13 protein-coding genes and 1 other RNA gene are annotated in these 19,831 nt (G+C 43.4%); 2 read left to right on the top strand and 12 right to left on the bottom strand.

All coding sequences use genetic code 11. From position 1 onward, the window contains the following. Positions 1 to 45 precede the first annotated feature (45 nt). From sfsA to V7K76_RS28405, 3 genes are all read right to left on the bottom strand, one after another. On the bottom strand, positions 46 to 771 hold the full coding sequence (sfsA, locus tag V7K76_RS28415) for a DNA/RNA nuclease SfsA (RefSeq protein WP_334778594.1): 726 nt from the start codon (positions 769 to 771) through the stop codon (positions 46 to 48). A 356-nt stretch (positions 772 to 1,127) separates the two neighbouring features. Then, on the bottom strand, positions 1,128 to 2,276 hold the full coding sequence (locus V7K76_RS28410; protein WP_334778595.1) for an alanine--glyoxylate aminotransferase family protein: 1,149 nt from the start codon (positions 2,274 to 2,276) through the stop codon (positions 1,128 to 1,130). Between the two features lie 330 nt (positions 2,277 to 2,606). After that, positions 2,607 to 2,792, bottom strand: coding sequence for a hypothetical protein (locus tag V7K76_RS28405; RefSeq protein ID WP_334778618.1), 186 nt, complete (start codon positions 2,790 to 2,792; stop codon positions 2,607 to 2,609). Between V7K76_RS28405 and V7K76_RS28400 the strand changes: the two genes are divergently transcribed. Further along, positions 2,716 to 3,303: a DUF1345 domain-containing protein gene (locus tag V7K76_RS28400; protein ID WP_335030284.1), complete on the top strand. Its 588-nt coding sequence runs from the start codon at positions 2,716 to 2,718 to the stop codon at positions 3,301 to 3,303. The genes V7K76_RS28405 and V7K76_RS28400 overlap by 77 nt on opposite strands. A gap of 134 nt (positions 3,304 to 3,437) precedes the next feature. On the opposite strand, the gene V7K76_RS28395 is transcribed toward V7K76_RS28400, so the two are convergent. The 9 genes from V7K76_RS28395 to V7K76_RS28355 all read right to left on the bottom strand — a co-directional run bounded on the left by V7K76_RS28395 (position 3,438) and on the right by V7K76_RS28355 (position 18,712). After that, entirely contained in the window at positions 3,438 to 4,733 is a 1,296-nt protein-coding gene (locus V7K76_RS28395; RefSeq protein WP_334952139.1) for a sensor histidine kinase, read from the bottom strand. Next, positions 4,730 to 7,492: a hybrid sensor histidine kinase/response regulator gene (locus V7K76_RS28390; RefSeq protein WP_334952141.1), complete on the bottom strand. Its 2,763-nt coding sequence runs from the start codon at positions 7,490 to 7,492 to the stop codon at positions 4,730 to 4,732. Before V7K76_RS28390 ends, V7K76_RS28395 begins: the two co-directional genes overlap by 4 nt. Positions 7,493 to 7,672: 180 nt before the next feature. Continuing rightward, positions 7,673 to 7,855 carry a hypothetical protein gene (locus V7K76_RS28385; protein ID WP_334952143.1) on the bottom strand — a complete coding sequence of 61 codons (183 nt, stop codon included), beginning with the start codon at positions 7,853 to 7,855 and terminating at the stop codon, positions 7,673 to 7,675. A gap of 455 nt (positions 7,856 to 8,310) precedes the next feature. Next, on the bottom strand, positions 8,311 to 13,362 hold the full coding sequence (locus tag V7K76_RS28380) for a PAS domain S-box protein (RefSeq protein WP_335030282.1): 5,052 nt from the start codon (positions 13,360 to 13,362) through the stop codon (positions 8,311 to 8,313). Between the two features lie 781 nt (positions 13,363 to 14,143). Next, positions 14,144 to 14,327, bottom strand: a non-coding RNA gene (ssrS, locus tag V7K76_RS28375) — 6S RNA. Positions 14,328 to 14,387: 60 nt separating this feature from the next. Beyond that, positions 14,388 to 15,554 (bottom strand): 5-(carboxyamino)imidazole ribonucleotide synthase, encoded by a 1,167-nt coding sequence (locus V7K76_RS28370; protein WP_334778615.1) that lies wholly within the window; start codon positions 15,552 to 15,554, stop codon positions 14,388 to 14,390. Beyond that, positions 15,551 to 16,075 carry a pentapeptide repeat-containing protein gene (locus V7K76_RS28365; protein ID WP_334778600.1) on the bottom strand — a complete coding sequence of 175 codons (525 nt, stop codon included), beginning with the start codon at positions 16,073 to 16,075 and terminating at the stop codon, positions 15,551 to 15,553. The genes V7K76_RS28370 and V7K76_RS28365 overlap by 4 nt, the downstream gene beginning before the upstream one ends. Before the next feature lie 361 nt (positions 16,076 to 16,436). Continuing rightward, on the bottom strand, positions 16,437 to 16,865 hold the full coding sequence (gene ccmS, locus V7K76_RS28360; RefSeq protein ID WP_334778601.1) for a beta-carboxysome assembly chaperone CcmS: 429 nt from the start codon (positions 16,863 to 16,865) through the stop codon (positions 16,437 to 16,439). Positions 16,866 to 16,903: 38 nt separating this feature from the next. Then, positions 16,904 to 18,712, bottom strand: a complete 1,809-nt coding sequence (locus tag V7K76_RS28355; protein ID WP_334778602.1) for an ABC transporter ATP-binding protein — start codon at positions 18,710 to 18,712, stop codon at positions 16,904 to 16,906. Between the two features lie 261 nt (positions 18,713 to 18,973). Here V7K76_RS28355 and V7K76_RS28350 point away from each other — a divergent pair, with 261 nt between their 5' ends. Then, positions 18,974 to 19,822 carry a prohibitin family protein gene (locus V7K76_RS28350; RefSeq protein ID WP_334778603.1) on the top strand — a complete coding sequence of 283 codons (849 nt, stop codon included), beginning with the start codon at positions 18,974 to 18,976 and terminating at the stop codon, positions 19,820 to 19,822. The last annotated feature ends 9 nt before the right edge of the window (positions 19,823 to 19,831 follow it).

Raw genomic sequence — 19,831 nt, 5'->3', positions numbered from 1 at the left:
AGAGACGTTGCAATTGCTAGTCTCTTTTGTGCTTATTAGATGTAATCAAATTTTTAGTTTTGCCAAACCCAAGTAACGGATACCTTCGGGGGAAATGTCAAAACGGCAAGGTAATACTTCTAAACCGAGAGCGATCGCATCTCGCAATAATTTACCATATATAGGATCTGTGCGATCGCCAGGAGAGAACTCGATACAATCACCGCGATTGATAAAGTAAAGCATCACTGCGCGAGTTGAAGGTAGTAGCGCCATTAGTTCTCGCAAGTGCTTTTGCCCTCTTGTAGTCTCCGTGTCAGGAAATAGGGCTAATCTCCCTTCAGACAAAGTTGTATTTTTTACTTCTAAATAAATCGGGCGTTCCTCATCACTCCCCGTCAAGAAAAAATCCACTCGACTTTTTTTGTCTAGTCCATAAACTACCTCGCCCTTAATTTGACTATAGTCGCCCAATTCTGGGAAAAGGTGTTCCGCCAAAGCTAGCTTTACCACCCGATTGGGCAAAAATGTATTTATACCTACCCAAGTCGGCTCGTTGTCATGTACTTGAATTAGTTCTAAAGTGTAAGCCAATTTGCGGTTAAGATTATCACTTTTGGAAAGCTGTACCGCACTTTGGGGAGTCGATACTCCAGTCATTGGCCCTGTATTGGGACAGTGCGCTGTCACTATCTCGCCAGAAGTCAGTTGAACATCTGCAAAAAATCGCTTGTAACGCTTGAGTAAAATGCCAGGATACAAAGGTGGGTAACGGTAAAGCCAATCGTTCATTATGGAACCTTATTTAAACGCGAGAATAAATCTAAAATCCAAAATCTAAAATTAAATTACAAGCCCCTGACTTCAGGCATGGGGTAAATCTAAAATCTAAAATCCAAAATCCAAAATTGTGTGACATTTAATTCTCAAACAATATTAGCGCCATGCCTAGCTTGGGCTACGCTTACGCTCTTTTTTTTCGGTGCGTTACGGAACTCCAAGAAATAAATTATCCAATATTGTGGTGTGGGCATCTTGCCCGCCCTATGAACTGGGCGGGCGAGACGCCCACCCCACAAGAGTTAATTGAATATTTTTTTATTTGGAAGTCCCTTATATTACCGTTAACGCACCTGATAACACAAAAGTTACTTAGGTAAAACTTGCCGCAGCGCTGCTAAAAGTTGGTCAACACTTTCTTTACGACTATTAAAGCCCATCAAGCCGACGCGCCAAACAAGACCCGCGAGTTCGCCAAGACCACCGCCAATTTCAATATTATGTTCATTGAGTAACTGTCGTGCGATCGCTTTACCATCTACCCCAGCTGGAATGCGGACAGTGGTCAACGTTGGTAGTCTATATTCTTGCTCAACATGCAAACTCAGTCCTAAGTTTTCCAACCCTTCCCAGAGATATTCTACGTTCTTTTGATGCCGCTGCCAGGAATTTGCTAACCCCTCTTCTGCCAACAAGCGTAATGCTTCCCGCAAGGCATAGTATAAATTAATTGGTGCTGTGTGGTGATAGGTGCGTTCAGTGCCCCAATACTTGCCCAGTAACGACATATCCAAATACCAGTTTGCAACCTTTGTTTGGCGCTGTTGCAATTTCTCAACTGCACGCGCACTCATCGTAAAGGGAGAAGCACCTGGCGGGCAACCCAACCCTTTTTGACTGCAACTATAGGCTAAATCAACTCCCCAAGCATCCAAAAACAAGGGGACACCACCCAAACTTGTCACCGTATCCACCAGCAGCAGAGTACCAAATTCACTGCACAAATCAGCAACCCCTTCCAACGATTGACGTGCGCCGGTGGAAGTTTCAGCATGAACTAGAGCTAAGATAGCTGGACGATGAGTTTTTAAGGCAGTTTGTAGTTCATCAAGGTTGAAGACTTGTCCCCAAGGTTTGGTAATGGTTCGCACATCAGCACCATAACGTCCAGCCATATCTACAAGGCGATTACCGAAATAACCAGTTACACCAATTAAAACCACATCATCGGGTTCTACAGCATTGGCGATGGTTGCTTCCATTGCAGCTGTTCCCGTACCGCTAACTGCAATGGTGAGTGAGTTTTCTGTTTGCCATATATAGCGTAGCAACGACTGAATTTCATCCATGAGTGCGAGAAAAGCTGGGTCAAGATGCCCAACAGGTGAGGTATTCATCGCTTGGAGAACTGTGGGATGGGCATTGGATGGCCCAGGCCCTAACAGTAGACGGGATGGGATGTCTAGCGGTGTGAGTTGCAAGCGTCCAGAGTCGTTAATTGAAATTGTTTGCGTCATAATCTGTCTTCGCCTAGACGATACTTACAGGATCATATAGGAATCCGATTTCATTCCTGAACTTATACCATTTTGGATTTTAGATTTTAGATTTTGGATTGGGAATCACCTTCTCTATCTGGGTTCTATTAATCCATCTGTCGTAATCATTTTTCAAATTGGTATTACTTGCGTAGGGAGGGAACGGGGAAGAAGGGAATAGACGTGTACTGAGTTTGATTTACTAATATAGTCTGTAATCTTGATTTAAAAAGGGACTTTTTACTGGGAAAATAATTCGTAGCTGTAGATATAATGATTTGGTGTTGGTATTTCACCGAAAATTACGAATTAGTTAAACTCTGCGATCGCCATATTTGTGAGACTTAATTTATTTAAAAACTTTGATTCCCGCCCCCGACTAATCATTGCTGTCGGACTTGCTGTATTAGTTTCAGTAATCCTTCCCCAGTGGCTACACTTACCGACTCGCATTCTCTGCGCTTGGAACTCTGGTGTTGACTTTTTCTTAGCCATAACCTGGTGGAAAATGATTAAGGCTAGCCCGGAAAAAATTCGCCGTTACGCTGAGAGTGAATATGAAGGACATTTTGCTATATTCATGCTGGTGATTGCTGCGGCTTGTGCCAGTGTTTTAGCCATTGGTTTTTTACTAACTGATAAAAAAGGGTTGTCAACAATTCTGCTTATCCTCCATGTCGTACTTTCAATTATGACCATTGTCGGTTCTTGGCTACTAGTGCATACGATGTTTGCAGTGCAATATGCACATAGCTATTACAAATATGTAAATCGTAATCATAGTGAAGAAATCACCGGAGGTTTAGATTTTCCTAATAACGATTATCCAGACTACTGGGAATTTTTATATTATTCTTTTGTAATTGGTATGACTAGCCAAGTTTCCGATGTGGAAACGCGATCGCGCGATATGAGGCGCTTGACTCTGTTACACAGCATATTATCCTTCTTTTTCAATACCACCATTTTAGCGATGACTATTAATATCATTGCATCGCTGATTTAAAAATTGCTTGACTCAGCCAAAAATATGATTATTTGGTTCTCTTCTTAGAGAAACAGGAAATTAGATTGCGGGTTTTTTAGCATGAACTTAGGTTGAGATAATATAGCAGTCCTATCTCTTTTCTTCTCCTTTTGCTAGAGTTGGCCAACACAAATTGGCAGGCGGATGTAGAACTCGCTGCCTTGACCTAACTCAGACTGCACCTCTAAACTGCCACCATGCTTATCAACGACGATTTGATGGGCGATCGCCAATCCCAATCCAGTTCCTTTGCCGACTTCTTTAGTGGTGAACAAGCGATCAAAAATTCTGGTTTTGACTGCCTCAGGTATGCCAGTGCCATTATCCTGAATCAGGATTAATACCTGGTTTTCCCAAACCTCTGTACGGATAATGATTTTTTGAGGATTGGCTTTAAGTTCGTCAAAGGATCTGACTTGGGCGATTTCATCGAAGGCATCGATCGCGTTAGCCAAGATGTTCATAAACACCTGATTCAACTGCCCCGCGTAGCATTCTACAAGTGGTAAATTGCCGTAGTTGGTAATTACTTGAATCTCTGGTCGCAGTTCATTGGCTTTGAGGCGGTGTTTGAGAATCAAAATTGTGCTGTCAATGCCATCGTGAAGGTTGAAAGCGACGGGGCGATCGGTGTCAGCGCGAGAAAAGGTTCTGAGACTAGTGCTAATAGACTTGATTCGCCTCACTCCTTCGGACATCGAGCCAATTAGCTTAGGTAGGTCTTCGCGGATGTAATCGAAATCAATGGTTTTAATCTCCTTTTGAATCGCAGCAGTGGGTTGTGGATATTCCTGTTGATAAAGGTGAACTAATCCAAAGATATCGTTGATATATTCTAGAGCAGGCTCGATATTGCCGCTCAAGAATCCAATGGGATTATTAATTTCATGGGCGACTCCTGCAACTAAGTTGCCCAAGGCAGATAGTTTTTCGCGTTGCACGAGTTGGATTTGTGAGGTCTTGAGTTCTGCCAATGCCTCAGAGAGTTGGTTTGTGCGCTCGGCCACTTGCTGTTCTAAATGACGGCTTAATCGATATAGTTTGGTTTGAGTTTTGACTCGTGCGAGGACTTCTTGCTCGGAAAAGGGTTTGGTAATGTAGTCTACGGCTCCCAATTCGAGAGCGCGGATTTTGTTCTCGGTATCCGAGAGTGCAGTCATAAAAATAATTGGGATATGGGAGGTGGCGGGGTTGCTTTTGAGGCGTTGACAGGTTTCAAAGCCGTCAATTCCCGGCATCATCACATCCAATAAGATTAAATCGAGTTCCTCGTTTAGTTGTACTTGTTCGATCGCACTGAGTCCATCTAGAGCGATCGCCACTTCAAAGCCAGCATCTTCTAGGGTTCTAGATATAATTTCCAAATTGGTGGGCGTATCATCCACAATCAAGATTAAGCCATTACTCATTTACTTACTCCTCCCTCTAAATAACCTTGGATTAACTGGTCAATCTGCTTTGGCTGGAATTTTTGAGCCAGTTTGATAATCTGTTGCGTAAAGGGTTGGTAAATGCGATCGCGTTGTTCTAACTCTTCTGCCATTTCGATGAGTTTTTTCAACCGTCCTTGTTGCACCAGTTTGAGAAGTTTTTGCAAGTCTTCTAGCGGTGGCACGCGATCGGCGGTCAATTGGGTGGAGTCAGCCGCGATTTCCGCAGTTTCTTGATTAGTTGGGATTTCATACTGCCAAACCAAATCTAAAAATTTTTCCAAAGTCGTGAATAACTCATCAGCATGGACGGGTTTGGGCAAGAAATCATTCCCGCCTGCATTGATGCTCATTTGCCGATCGATTTCTGCCACAGATGCGGAAGAGACGATTACCTTGTGATGCTGTAAATCGGTTGAACTGCGGAGTTGTTTCAACATCTCGAAGCCATCCATCACTGGCATGGCGAGGTCGGTAACGATCAAATCAGGGTGGTGCTGTTGGGCTTGAACTAACCCCTCTTGGCCATTTTCCGCTTCCAGCAAGTTGAAACCCAGAGGCTCTAGTAGGTTCACAATCACCGACCGATTTTCCCAGCGATCGTCGATAACTAAAATGCTGCGTTTTTGCCCTTCGTAGCCAATGATTTGCTTGCCAGAGCCATGAGCGCTTTGTTGCACCCAATCGGTGGCGATCGGTAATGCCACTTCAAAGAAAAACTCACTCCCCGCCCCAAGTTCACTCTTTAACTGAATTTGCCCGCCCATAAGTTGGATGATGCTTTGGCTAATGGCTAGCCCTAAGCCGGTGCCTTCTGACTGACGCTTCTGATCCCCGACTTGTTCAAAGGGTTGGAAGAGTTGGTGTACCTGATTGGCTGCAATACCAACTCCAGTATCGAGAATTTGAAATTTGATCCGAGAGATGGAAACATCTGTATTTGTCTCCAACACCTCAACTTTGAAAGTGACACAACCCTCGTCAGTAAATTTAATCGCGTTGCCTAGAAGGTTGAGAAAAACTTGGCGCAGACGTTTTTCGTCAGCCTCAATACCTGCGGGAAAGCTATCATCGGGCCGATAAAGGAAGTCGATGCCTTTTTGGTCAGCCCGGACGCGGCAAATTTCCACAATTCCTTGCAGGAATGAAGGAAAATGGATGGCTTTGGGGACGAGTTCGAGTTTGCGGGCTTCAATTTTAGACAAATCTAAAATATCGTTGATCAGTGTCAGCAGATGAGAGCCGCACTGATGAATAATATTCACCCCATGACGTTCTTGATCGGGTAGAGATTTAGAGCGATTCAGAATTTGGGCAAAGCCGAGAATGCCATTGAGCGGTGTACGTAGCTCATGGCTCATGTTGGCCAGGAATTCGCTCTTGGCGTGGTTTGCACTGTCAGCTATTTCTTTTGCCTGTTGAAGTTCAATGGTGCGTTCGGCAACGCGATCTTCGAGTTCGGTAAAAGAGGTTTTGAGTTGGGTTGCCATTTGATTAAACGATCGCGCCAATGCTTCTAGTTCATTGATGCCTCTCACTTCTACGGTGCGATCGAGGTCTCCAGTGGCGATCGCTTCACTCGCTTGCTGTAATTTGAGGATGGGATCGGTAATCCAGCGCGAGGTATAGATACCCAACATGGTTGCTAAACCCAACGCACCGAAGCAGAGCAAAATTGTGTTGCGTGTATTGGCATCAATTTGAGCCATAAAGTCCGATTCTGGCACAATAACTACGCTCAACCAGTCAATGCCTCGTCCGTCCCGAATCGTTGAAACTTGCACAAACTGGCGGCCAGTTGGCAGCTTGAAATCAATCTGTTGACTCTGTTGAATGGTATTGAAACTACCAAATCGATCGAGAATAGCTTGTGCCGTGGCGCGAATTACAGGGCTTTCAGACTTGACAGCAGGAATTTGTTGCAAAGTCTTCTCTTTCAGGTTGATGATGTAGGGTTCTTGAAGCTTTGAACTTGCAATCAGGTTGCCTGAGCGATCAATGATAAAGGTTTGTCCCGTGTGTGCCACCTTTAGCGCCTTGAGAAAATCATGGATTTTACTAATCCGAAAAATACTATTTTGAACTCCCAAGAACACGCCATTATTGTTGTACATGGGTTGGACTAAAGCAATTGAAGGGGTTTTCACAGAACTACCCAAAAACGGCTTCGTCCAGGTTGGTTTTCCAGCTTTCTGGGCAATTTGATACCAGGGTCGAGATCGGGGGTCAAAATTTGCTATGGTTTCTATCAATGCAGCCCGTTCACCTCTCTCATCAAGTCGGTAAATTTTGCGCTGAGGTAGATCCTCTTTTTTGCCAACAAAAGCCAAGATGCCTTTATTCGATGCATCTTCTACTTGGATACTTGTGCCGTCAGGCATCGAAATGTTGGTGAATTCGACTATATCTTGGCTGACTAACTGCCAAAAAGACCGTTCGAGTTTCGTGACATCGGTTAAACTAAGCTGCCCCTCTTGAGCCAGTGCGACGATCGCTTGTCCATTAATATAAGGTCTTTCCAAATAGTTCAGGACTTGCAGGTTGAGGCGATCGCTCATCTCTTGGCGTAACTGACTGGAAACATCATTGACTGCTTTCTGCCCATTCCGCAAGGAAATATATCCCGTTAGCCCAACAGCAGCAAAGATTTGCACAACAAAGGGAACAATCAAAAGCGATCGCAATGGCAAACGCTGAATCAAGCGAGGGGCGATGATTTTTTTTGATAAGGAAGACATGACGGCTGATTCCTATGAACTGGCAATGCCAACGTGTGTTGCCGCCCTTATAATTCCCCAATCAATCACAACATCAACAAATCTAAATCGAAGTTGCTAAATTAACTTGCGTGTTCCCAATCACTAGACATCTCCGAAAAAGAATTGTTTTGACGTAGCAGTGCTACGTCTCTACAAGGGTTATGGGTAAGGCATATTTAATTTCTGGAGATGTCTACTGAGTAATTCATACTGTTGTGATATTTTCTGGTATTTGCGGAATGGTACTTTACGACTAGCAATATTCATGCCAGGAAAAGACTGTTTTTTAGTCTTGGTGGGTCTATTTTCTTGTGTCGTTGAACTGATCTGTTGGGTTTTCATTGGTAAATAAATTTCTGTTGAAATCTCAGCACTAATTTATAACATCAATTATCAAACGGCAAATTTCTAAAGAGAGATGAATCAATTCAAAATTCAAAATAAAACATATAAACCTCGTCTACCTTGAGAACCGTAGTTTTGTAGGTTGGGTGCAGCGATAGCGTAACCCAACATAAAATTTGGTGGTAATGTTGGGTTGCGTTTCACTCCACCCAACCTACATGAATCAATTCAAAATTCAAAATTCAAAATTAAAGACAGCCACCCACAAGGGGTGGGGTTTCTACCTACCTTGGGAAACAATGATTCTTTCGCCCCACTTGCGGGCGTTAGCGTAGCGGGACGAAGTACGGTTTTAAACCTCACTTCTTTTCATAAATATATCTTTTAAAAAACTCTATTATTTAAATTGGATAACTGGGCGCTCATGTTGCCCACCCCACAACTTAATTTGGTTAATTGTCCCCAATGAGATTAACGATCGCTTTCGCTAAATCTACCGGATCGACTGGTTTAGGTAGGTGTTTTTGAAATCCGGCGGCCATTGCTTGGTTATAATTAATTTCTCCAGCATAAGCTGTCAATGCGATCGCAGGAATTTGCCCGCCTTTTTCTGGTGGTAATTTTCTCACCTCGCGCAGCAACATATAGCCATCCATTAAGGGCATTCCAATATCGCTTAACAGGATATCTGGCAATGATTGCACTAATGTTTGCAACGCTTCATCTGCTGATTCAACTGCTGTTACCGTCGCGCCATATTGTTCCAGCACAAAGCTAAAAAACTCTCGCACATCAGCTTGATCGTCCACAAGCAGTATTTGCACTCCCGTAAGTAATGTGTCGTCATTACTGAATTCTAGTTGAGAAGGCTCACCACTGCTGACTCGCAACTCAGAATTTTTCAGCAAAGGTAGTTTGACTGTAAAGGTAGCCCCTTGTCCTTCTCCCAGACTCTCGGCTTGAACTATCCCACCATGAAGTTCTACTAGATGGCGCACAATGGCTAGTCCCAATCCCAGTCCACCAAAGACTCTGGTTGTTTTAGCATCTGCTTGTCGGAAGTAGTCAAAGACGTAGGGCAAAAATTCCGGGCTGATTCCTTTACCTGTATCAATTACCTGGATTTGGGCATCTAACCCAACTTGTTTGAGATGTACTTCTACAAGTCCATCTGTGGGGGTGAATTTCACGGCATTGGAGAGGAGATTCCACATCACTTGTTGCAAGCGATCGCTATCACCGAGAACTTTGCCGATATCATTACTTAATACTGTTTGAATTTGAATTGATTTAGCTTCTGCTGCTAAACGCACCGTTTCTAGGGCAGCTGCGATCGCTACTTTCAAATCTACTGCATAGAGATTTAAGCTAACTTTACCTTGTAAAATCCGCGAAACATCAAGTAAATCTCCAATCAATTGGGTTTGTAATTTAGCATTCCGCTCGATTGTTTCCAATGCCTGGATTTTAGTAGCTTCGTCAAACTTGCGGGTTCTAAGTAACTTTGCCCACCCTAAAATCGGATTCAAGGGAGTTCGGAGTTCATGGGAAAGGACAGCGAGAAATTCATCCTTAAGGCGGTTGGCTGTCTCGGCTTGTGCCCTAGCAGTCTTTTCAGCTTCGTAAAGTTGAGCGCGGGCGATCGCTTGGGCACACTGTTGTCCCAGTGTCAACATAAATCCCCGGTCTTCTTCGGTAAATATTTGCACATTAGTAAAGCTTAATCCCAATGCGCCAATTACTTCGCCTTCTGCAATCAAGGGAATGGAAACCCAGGCATTATTTCCGGTGAAGGTAACAACATCTGTTAAACTCGGATATCTAGCAATCATGGTTGCTAAATTTTCCACAAAAATCGGTTGCCTAGTTCTGACTGTTTCTGCTATTTGGTTAGGTGCGGTAATGGGAAAACTTGCCCAGGTATCAATGAGTGATTGGGGATAGCCAATTGCTTGCACAACTTTTAGGTTACTACCGAGTTGGTCAAACAAGACAACGGAACCGCCAGTAGCTTCCAAGGCGGCAATTCCTTGGTTTACCACCACATCAGCCACTTGTAGGGGAGTTAGGGCTTCTGAGAGGGCAGCAGTTATTCTTTGTAAAAGTAGGGTGCGATTGACAGACCTTTCAGCATCCTGTTTTGCCTGTTGAGTTTCTTGATAAAGTCTGGCGTTGTCAATGGCTGTCGCCGCCCGTCGGGCGATATCTTCTCCGAAAGCTAAATCTGCCTCTTTGTAATAGCGCCCAGAATCGGCTGTAGTAAAAGCTATTGAGCCGAATAATTGCCCACGAGAGTAGAGGGGAATTAGCATCATAGAACGAATCTCTAAACTGGACAGCAACTGATGATGTCCCTCATCTTCGGCGAACCCTGCGATCAACGAGTCCGAAAATTCTGGATGAAAAACGGATTTTCCTTCCTTTAACTTGAAGAAAATTGAACGTCTTCGCTCGGTACTTCTAGGATAACGCCGTTGTAATTCCTCCATGATCTTGGTTTTGATGGGGTAAGCACTAGCGATCTCCAGATGTTTAACTGACTGATCTTCCGTAAAAATATCGACAACACACCAGTCGGCTAGGGTGGGAACGGCTAGATGGGCGACGTTCTTCAAAACGACTTCATAATCTAAGGAAGCAGCTAGTAAGGCGCTGGATTCTAATAAAAATTGTTGCGTGGCTTCTACTCGTTTGCGATCGCTAATATCCTCGATAATCGCCAAACCATGTTTTGGTTTACCCTCAGCATCCCAAACTGCTGATGCAGTCACCTTCACCCACACTAGGGAACTATCTTTACGAATGTAGCGTTTCTCTAAAGAATAACCATTGATTTCTCTAGCTAATACTTGTCGAGCATAAAGCCGATCAACTACCAAGTCATCAGGGTGAGTAATCTCTTGAAAACTCAACTCGATTAATTCTTCCACACTGTAGCCAGTAATCTCACAAAAAGCCGGATTTACCTGGAGAAATTGTCCATCTAATGCAAGTAGGGTAATACCTACGGTGGCCTGATTGAAGATGGTGCGGAATCTTTCTTCACTTTCCCGCAAGGCAACTTCTGTTAGCTTTGCTGCTGTCACGTCTGCTAAAATAATTCCAATTCCTACCGTTTCACCTATTGCGTTGTTGACTGGGTAATAATTGCCCAGCCAGTAGCCGTAACGTCCGGGTTGCTCTCTTGTCTCACCACTAATTTCGATATTTAGCAGGGGTTCTCCAGTTTCTAATACGCCTTGTAACTGTTGCTCAAACTCAGAGGCCATCGCAGGTAACACTTCTGCAAATTTGCGCCCTAGATGTTCTTCGATGGTCAAACCGTTAATGTCAGCAAAAACCTGATTAATTCGGATATATCGCAGTTGGCGATCTAAAAAGCATACAGCAACAGGAGCTGCTTGGAGTAGCGCATCCAAAAGAGATAGAGATTCGGCATAATGGACTAAAGCTTGATTGATATCTCGATAAAGTCGGGCATTTTCCACTGCTAAGGCAGCACGATGGGTAATCTCTGTTGCTAAAGTTAGGTCAGTGCGATCGTAGCGACGGGCTGATTCGGCGCTGACAAAGCTGATGGTGCCGAGTATTTGCCCTTGTGTGATTAACGGCACAATCATCACAGACTTCATCCCCAATTGCCGAACAAGTTCTAAGTGTTCCTGATTTTGAGTACTGGCGACTAATAGCGAGTCAGATAACTCTGAGATTAATTCACTTTGCCCAGTTCGCAATACTCTAGTAATTGCACTTGCACCTTTGTAATCTGTCGCAGACTCCTGAAGTTTACGCGCTAACTCCGCTTTTGATGGGTCTGCATGGGCAATGGGTAGGCGGCGAATGGAACCATCATCATTTAAAATGTCTACGCTACACCAATCCGCAAGCTGGGGAACTGAGATTTTAGCGATCTGTTCTAAGGTTTGTTCGTAATCTAGTGAAGTAGAGAGTAAACTACTAATTTGGGCGATATAGCGCAGTCTTTCTTCAGCTTGTTTGCGCTCTGTAATATCGAGAACAAAAAAAGCGCCTCGATCTACAGTCCCTTCAAAATGGCTACCACCTACCAAAATTGACAAGCGTGAGCCGTCTTTACGGATATATTCTTTTTGATATGGTGTGCAAAAGGGGCTATCTTGAAATTGAGTTGCTTGTTTATCGAGTGGCACGTACTCTGTAGGAGTTAAGTCTTGCCAACGAAGTGTTCCCGCAACTAATTCTTCACGGGTATAACCCACCATATTCAGCAAGGCATCGTTAGCATCTGTAATCTTACCGTCTTTATCCCAGAAGCCAATACCAATCATATTGGACTCAACTACACTACGAAACTTCGCTTCGCTTTCGCGTAATGCTTGCTCAGTTTGTTTGAGTTGAGTGATATCAATTGAACTAATGCCCACTCCCAACAACTGCCCATCCGGCAAACACACCGGATAATAGCTGACAAGAGCATAACGATATACTCCAGGCGGATAGGTTTCACCACTCACTTCTTGGTCAAGCAAGGGCTGCCTAGTTGCCATCACTTGCTCAAAAACAGGCTCAATTTGCGCTACCCATTCCGGTAATACTTCCCTAAAGGTGCGGCCAATATGTTGATTTTGCGGTACACCGTTGATAGCAGCCAGGGCTTCATTAGCATAAATGTAGCGCAGTTCAGTATCGAGAAAAGCCAGCGCCACAGGTGAACTAGTAAGCCAAGCATTGAGTAACGCTAGAGATTCGTCTTTTTGCTGAATAGCTTGCTGAAGTTCCTGGTGCAACTTGGCTTTTTCTAGTTCTGCTTGCTTGCGTTCAGTAATATTCACACCTGCACAGGTAATACCCTGAATGCTATTGTCTACATCCCTTAGCGGTTCAACTAGCAAATCATAATAACGGTCTTCTCCACAAGCTGTCAGATAAACCTCTTCACGGGCTGAAACGCCAGTCTCTATTACCTTCAGCTTAATTTCCCTCAATTGTTCTGCTACTATAGCTGGAAATAATTCATCATCAGACTTACCTAGCATTTCTTCAGCAGTATCTACACCTTGAGGATTATGAATCCACTGGTATCGTAAATCACGATCCTGCTGAGAGATCGTGATATCTGAACTACTTAACGCTAATCGAAATCGTTCTTCACTAACTCTCAGCTTTTGGAAATTTTCATCAGCCCGTTTTTTAGCAGTCTTTAATGCTTCACAGATGATACTAAAAAGCAATCCTTGTAATGCAAACAAACCAATTCTCACAGAATTTGAGAGGTCAAAACTTAGCTCAAAAACTGGCGGGAGAAAGAAGTAATTGCTCAGTAACGCAGACAAGGAGGTTGCCAATAGCCCTGATTTCAAACCACCATACCAAGCACTCAGCATGACAGCGCTAAAAAATAGCAAAAAAGGAGTTCCACTCATGCTTAACCAGGGGTCTAACATCAACATTATCATTAACGCAGATGTGACAATTAATACAGCAATACTATAACGCAATAATTGGGGATAATGAATATGGGGCATGAAAATGTCTTGGAACAACCAATACTTATTGCATAGGCTGTACATACCCTAAGCTAGTTTGCAAGTTTTAGTAACTTATCTACAGATAGATTTTTATTTATTAAAAAAATTTCTTTCGTTAGAGGCTAACTACTCGGTTATATAGTAATAGAAGCGAGAACTATCATTAACCTTCTATATTCATAACATTGGGTTGCTGATGATATAGTACTCAATTTCAAGAAATGCTGTAACTCAAGTTTATAACAAATGCCAAAACCAAGACGATAGGAATTACGCATTGACATAAAAGACCAAATATGAATAATTGGGAAAATCACATCTGTCGTAGGGGCCATACCCTGCGGTAAGCCGCTTTGGTCTAGATGAATTGCTCCTAAAGTACACCCGTAAGGGCACTGCCCATTGGTGTCAACTTAAGCTGGAAATAGCTTATCTGTTGGCTTCCATGCCCGCCAGGGAATAATTGAAAGAGGCAGGAGGCAGGAGGCAGGAGGCACAATTTGGATGGGGATTCAAACCCCAACCAAATTGTAAGCACCGTGTAGACGGTGGGGTTTTAAACCCTTGTTCCCAACTCTTGGAGACGCTGCGCGAACGGTCACGGGCAGGAGACACCAGCGCTGTTTTCCTCCAGCAAGAACTGCCCTCTGCCTCCTGCCTTCCTTGATAAATGAGTAATAAGTAATACTCATTTCTCTAATATCAGTTTGCTTATTTGAAACTGATTGAAATAATTAAAGCTCCCAAGTTCTAATTGACTTTGAGAGCTAATAATTTTAAGTTCACCGCGACGCCGTTTTACCTAAGTTTATGACCTGGGTTTATCCAGGTGGGAACCTAAATTCCTCGTTTAAAGTTTCCGGGTACATGCCCGGTATACTGCCACGAGAACAGTTGACTCCCTTGTCATTAAAGGCATAGATCAAAAAACTTGATGGCAGTCACCAACGTCGTAGTGCAACTCATTCATTATAGCTTTCAAAAAGATGTTGTGTGTTCAACATCGAAACTTTCTGATTCGTTTACCTGGGATACCAGATAGATTCTATGGTGTGGGCGATGTCGTTGGCGTATACAGTTGCCGATTCTTTATTTTGATTATCCAGCAAAACAGTGACATGCCCTAACTTTCGCCCAGGACGTGATTCTGTCTTCCCATACCAGTGAATGTGCGCGTAGGGAATTTCTGCTATTTGTTGACGCTGGCTTTGGTAGTCACTGTGAGAATTTTCATACCCCAGTAGGTTCACCATTACAGCACCCGCGCACTGCAAAGCTGGATTTCCCAAAGGTAAACCACAAACGGCTCTGAGGTGCTGCTCAAACTGAGAAGTTTCGCAGGCGTCAAGAGAAAAATGCCCAGAATTGTGGGTACGGGGGGCAATTTCATTTACCAGGATTTTGCCATCAGCACGGATAAATAGCTCAATTCCAAAAATTCCTACTACTTCTAGGCTATTTAATAGAGTATGTGCGATCGCTTCTATTTCTGCTACTTGATTGGGCGTAATCTCGGCTGGCGCAATCACCCGCCGACACACTTGTTGTTCTTGTTGGGTTTCCACTACTGGATAAGTGACAATTTCCCCCTGTACAGAACGAGCTGCAATTATTGCTAGTTCCCGTTCAAAAGGCACAAATTCTTCTAACAAGAAAAGTGATTGATTTAAAGTCTTTGTTGTGCTTTCATCACTTAGCTTTTGTTCTAAAGTAGCAAAATCCTGAATTATGAAAGTACCTTGACCATCATAACCGTGACGGCGAGATTTGAGAACTACTGGAAAACCTAGATATTCTATTTTTGATTTGATATTTTCCACCTCGTCAAAGGCGAAAAACTGAGGAACTGGTAAGCCCAAATCGCGTAAATAGCAACGCTGATGATATTTATCTAAAAGAGGGGCTAAAGCTTCTAATCTGGGGCGGAAACAAACGCCTTGCTGTGCTAAAAAAGATAAAGCTTGCAGGTTAACAAATTCGTTTTCAAAGGTGATGACATCGCATTTTTTAGCTAATATCTCTGTAGCACTAGCGTCATCTACCGGAGCGAAAACGATTTCCTCAGCAATTGACACGGCCGGGTCGTGAACGCTAGGAGTTTGTACTACTAATTCTACACCTAGCTTTTGTGCTGCATCTGCCATCATCCAGGCAAGTTGTCCGCCACCAATTACACCAACACGTTTCATTGACATCCTAGAGAATCACGAGTTTGCACGCCTGTTTTAGAATTCACACCACTGGCTTTACCGCACAGTTCTTTGATTTGCACCCTATCCAAAATTGCATCTGTAAAATCTGCACCGTCTATATTTACATCATTAAAGATAGCGCGGAGCAAAAGAGCTTCTTTGAAAACTGCATCGCTCAAATCTGCCTTAGTCAAGTTTACCTGATCGACCATTGCATTCGTTAAATCTGCTCCGTGGAGATTTGCTTTTGTCATCACTGAAGCGCTCATGACTGCTCCCCGTAAGTCAGCGTTGGCAAAGTTAGCCAGTTCCATATTGGCGTTAGAAAACTCCGCAGCTTGCAAACTCTGTCCAGAAAAATCACGTCTTGATAACTCTGCATTACTAAATGACAGTGGATGAGTCCAGTCTACTGCCAGTGCGGGATCAGCCACACACCAGATAATAATTCCCAGAAGGAACGCCAACCCTTGCCGCCAAAGGATATCGAGAGCCAATTTGGTGTCTAATCGCTGCATTTAAGCTTACCGCATTTGAATGTTAGCAAGACTGGATCATCTAATTGAGACTCACAGTCTTGCTACTGGATTTGACCAAGCCCCGTTGGGGCGGGAGTAGGGAGTAGGGGAAAAAGACGCTTCCACTACTCTCATCGTGGGAACAGAGCTACGTCTTTCAAGACGAGAGCATTTCCTCCGCGTTCCTCTGCGCTTCCCTTAGCGTCCCTTTGCGTTAAATAATTCGTAATTCGTAATTCGTAATTCGTAATTAAGTTTTGTGTTAGCGAAGCGGTAGCGAGTCTGCGAGCGTCCGGGGATTTAGACCCCGACCCAAAACTTGCCGGTTATTGAACCGGGGGACTTAAACCCACGGAGTTTGTTAAAAAACAATCTCCCCCCTCATCCTCTCCTCCAACACATCCAATAACCCATCCACATCCTTCCCAACTTGCTCAAAACAAATCGGTGGTGCTGGTTCCGGCGCAAACTGAATTAACTTAATTTCCCCCTTCCCAATCCCAATCATCACAACTTCCACATCCGGCTGATGATTCTCCACAATTCCCAAAATTTCCTGAAGCCGATTCTCAACTCTAATATTTAAATTCTCAATCTGCTCTTTCGGACAATAAACAAAATGCGGCGTTGGTTGCAAATCAATACCAATAGTACCTTGACTGTCACCATTTGCTAACCACAATCCCCAAAACAGCGCCGCCAATTCTTGCTGATTTGCTTTGACAAACTTATCCAACTGGCGACGCCACTTAGTATCACCTGATTCTGGTTGACTATTACCAAAAAACATAAATAATTCGTAATGAAGACACAGACAATAGGCGAAACTTATCTCAAACCTGACTGTACACGCCAGAGGCCGGAATAAATACCGTCTTTCTCCAGCAATTGCTCATGGGTTCCCGATTCTACTAATTTCCCATGTTCCATAACATAAATGCAATCGGCATTGCGGATGGTAGAAAGACGATGAGCGATCGCAATTGTAGTTCTATCTACTGTAATCCGTTCTAGCGATCGCTGGATTGCCGCTTCTGTTTCATTATCCACTGCTGAGGTAGCTTCATCTAAAATCAGAATAGGGGGATTCTTTAAGACTGCGCGTGCGATCGCAATCCGTTGTCTTTGTCCACCAGATAACTTTTGTCCTCTTTCCCCCACAATTGTCTCATAACCTTCGGGCAATTCAATAATAAATTCGTGCGCCTCGGCTATCTTCGCTGCCCTGATGATTTCTGGCTCTGTAGTTTCAAAGCTACCATAAGCAATATTCTCCGCTACAGTGCCATGAAAGAGAAACACATCTTGACTCACCAAACCAATGCAGCGCCGTAAATCTTGCAAATTCAAACTTTGCAAATCAATCCCATCCAGAGTAATACTTCCAGCTTGCACTTCATACAACCGCAACAATAGTTTGACTAAAGTGCTTTTACCAGAACCAGTAGAACCGACAATTGCAATGGTTTTCCCCGCCGGAATATCCAAAGACAGATTTTTAATCACTGGAAATCTATCTTTATAGGCAAAATAAACATTGTTAAATTGCACTTCACCGCGCACTTCATCTATAGGTAACGCCACATCACCTGTATGAATAGCAATAGGAGTATCTAACAAATTCATGACTCGATTAGTAGAAGCCATTGCCCTTTGATATTGGTCAAAAGTTTCGCCTAATCTAGTTAAAGGCCACAGCAAGCGTTGGATTAAAAACACTAATACGCTGTAAGTACCTACAGACATTGTTCCCGAAACCGCTGCCATCCCGCCATACAAAAGTAATGCCGTGAACCCCACCAAAATCAGCATCCGAATTAGGGGCACAAAAGCAGCAGAAAGAGTAATTGCCTTAGAATTACTGTGGCGATAAGCGTCACTATCTAATTCCAAACGAGAGGCTTCATAAGCTTCAGAGGTGAAGCTTTTAATAGTAGTAATTCCACTAATATTATTTGACAACCGCGAATTGAGAAAACCTACCTTTTCTCTGACATCAGCGTAGCGAGGTGCTAGTAGTCGTTGGTAGGCAAAAGAACCCCAGAGGATAAATGGCATCGGTGACAAAGCCATCCAAGCTACACTAGGAGCCAAAATAAAGAAAGCAGCGCCAATAATCACAACAGTTGCAGAAACTTGGATAATATCATTCGCTCCTCCATCCAAAAACCGCTCTAATTGGTTAATATCATCACTGAGGATAGACATTAAACCGCCAGTGCTGCGTTCTTCAAAATAAGCCAATTCCAACTCTTGCAAATGTTTGTAGGCATCCAAACGTAAGTCATGCTGAATATTCTGAGCCAAATTTCGCCAAAGTCGAGCGTAGGCGTACTCAAAAACCGATTCTAGTATCCAAATGACCACAGTCAAGAATGAAATAATCAAAAATTGTTGAAAGACATCCCGTACCCCTAACTGTGCAATTATGGAATCCTGTTTCTTGACTACCACATCCACCGCCACGCCAATTAAGCCGGGTGGTGCTAAGTCGAAAAATTTATTGACGATAGAATAAGTAGTTGCCAGCCAAATTTGTTTACGATACTGGTGTCCATACTCCAGCAAACGCTGGAGAGGATGCGTTGAATGTTTACGCCTTCTTGATGCCCGATGAGATTTTAATACAGTAGCCACGGCTTTTTGCGGTTTTGTGTCACTGATATTACCACGGAACAAAGTCTTGAGTCCTAAGTCCTGAGTCTGAAGATTGATTCAGACAGACTAGTGAGAAACTTAAATTGGGGACTGGGGACTGGGGATTGGGGACTGGAGACTGGGAAAAGGAGACAATAAGTAGAATAATCACTCTTAACTCCTAACTCCTAACTCCTAACTCCTAACTCCTAACTCCTAACTCCTAACTCAGCACTCAGCACTCATATTGGAGAAAGGAATTTGAAAAATCAGCAATTGGGTAATTGGCAAACCACAGTTTTAGGAATCGTGTTAGCAATACTAGTGATTATCGGGCTAAATTCCTTTATCATTATTAACCCAGGACAAGCAGGAGTAATCAGCATCTTGGGTAAAGCGAGAGATGGCGCTTTATTGGAAGGTATTCACCTGAAACCGCCTTTTATTACTGTGATAGATGTGTATGATTTAACAGTGCAAAAATTTGAAGTCCCAGCAGAGAGTTCTACTAAAGATTTGCAAAATTTATCTGCGAGATTTGCAATTAACTTTCGCCTCGATCCGATCAAGGTAGTTGAAGTTAGAAGAAAACAAGGAACATTAGAAAATATTGTCTCAAAAATCATTGCCCCTCAGACACAAGAAGCATTTAAAATTGCCGCAGCTAGAAGAACAGTAGAAGAAGCAATTACCAAGAGAAGTGAACTGAAAGAAGACTTCGATCAAGCGTTAGGCGATCGCTTAGACAAATATGGGATAATTGTGTTAGATACTAGCGTAGTTGATTTAGCATTCTCACCAGAATTTGCCAAAGCAGTGGAAGAAAAACAAATTGCTGAACAGCGAGCGCAAAGAGCCGTTTATGTAGCACGTGAAGCCGAACAAGAAGCACAAGCAGATGTGAATCGCGCTAAAGGTAGAGCAGAAGCTCAAAGACTTTTAGCAGAGACACTCAAAGCCCAAGGAGGACAGTTAGTTCTACAAAAAGAAGCAATTGAAGCTTGGAGAAGTGGCGGCGCTCAGATGCCGAAAGTCCTGGTTATGGGTGGTGACTCAAAAAGCGGCGTTCCCTTCATATTCAATCTTGGGAATGTTCAAAATCAACCTTAATTAGAGTCA

Origin of the sequence: Nostoc sp., from assembly GCF_036917975.1 — a bacterium.
Taxonomy (GTDB): domain Bacteria; phylum Cyanobacteriota; class Cyanobacteriia; order Cyanobacteriales; family Nostocaceae; genus Nostoc.
Note: the sequence above shows the minus strand (reverse complement) of the source record. Positions and strands in the feature narration are given on the sequence as shown.

What these genes read in the sequence shown, in the direction of transcription:
- V7K76_RS28395 (WP_334952139.1), bottom strand. Translation starts at nt 4,733, where the DNA reads ATGAGTAATGGCTTAATCTTGATTGTGGATGATACGCCCACCAATTTG.
- V7K76_RS28365 (WP_334778600.1), bottom strand. Translation starts at nt 16,075, where the DNA reads ATGCAGCGATTAGACACCAAATTGGCTCTCGATATCCTTTGGCGGCAA.
- V7K76_RS28410 (WP_334778595.1), bottom strand. Translation starts at nt 2,276, where the DNA reads ATGACGCAAACAATTTCAATTAACGACTCTGGACGCTTGCAACTCACA.
- sfsA (WP_334778594.1), bottom strand. Translation starts at nt 771, where the DNA reads ATGAACGATTGGCTTTACCGTTACCCACCTTTGTATCCTGGCATTTTA.
- V7K76_RS28385 (WP_334952143.1), bottom strand. Translation starts at nt 7,855, where the DNA reads ATGAAAACCCAACAGATCAGTTCAACGACACAAGAAAATAGACCCACC.
- V7K76_RS28380 (WP_335030282.1), bottom strand. Translation starts at nt 13,362, where the DNA reads ATGCCCCATATTCATTATCCCCAATTATTGCGTTATAGTATTGCTGTA.
- V7K76_RS28390 (WP_334952141.1), bottom strand. Translation starts at nt 7,492, where the DNA reads ATGTCTTCCTTATCAAAAAAAATCATCGCCCCTCGCTTGATTCAGCGT.
- V7K76_RS28370 (WP_334778615.1), bottom strand. Translation starts at nt 15,554, where the DNA reads ATGAAACGTGTTGGTGTAATTGGTGGCGGACAACTTGCCTGGATGATG.
- ccmS (WP_334778601.1), bottom strand. Translation starts at nt 16,865, where the DNA reads ATGTTTTTTGGTAATAGTCAACCAGAATCAGGTGATACTAAGTGGCGT.
- V7K76_RS28405 (WP_334778618.1), bottom strand. Translation starts at nt 2,792, where the DNA reads ATGGCTAAGAAAAAGTCAACACCAGAGTTCCAAGCGCAGAGAATGCGA.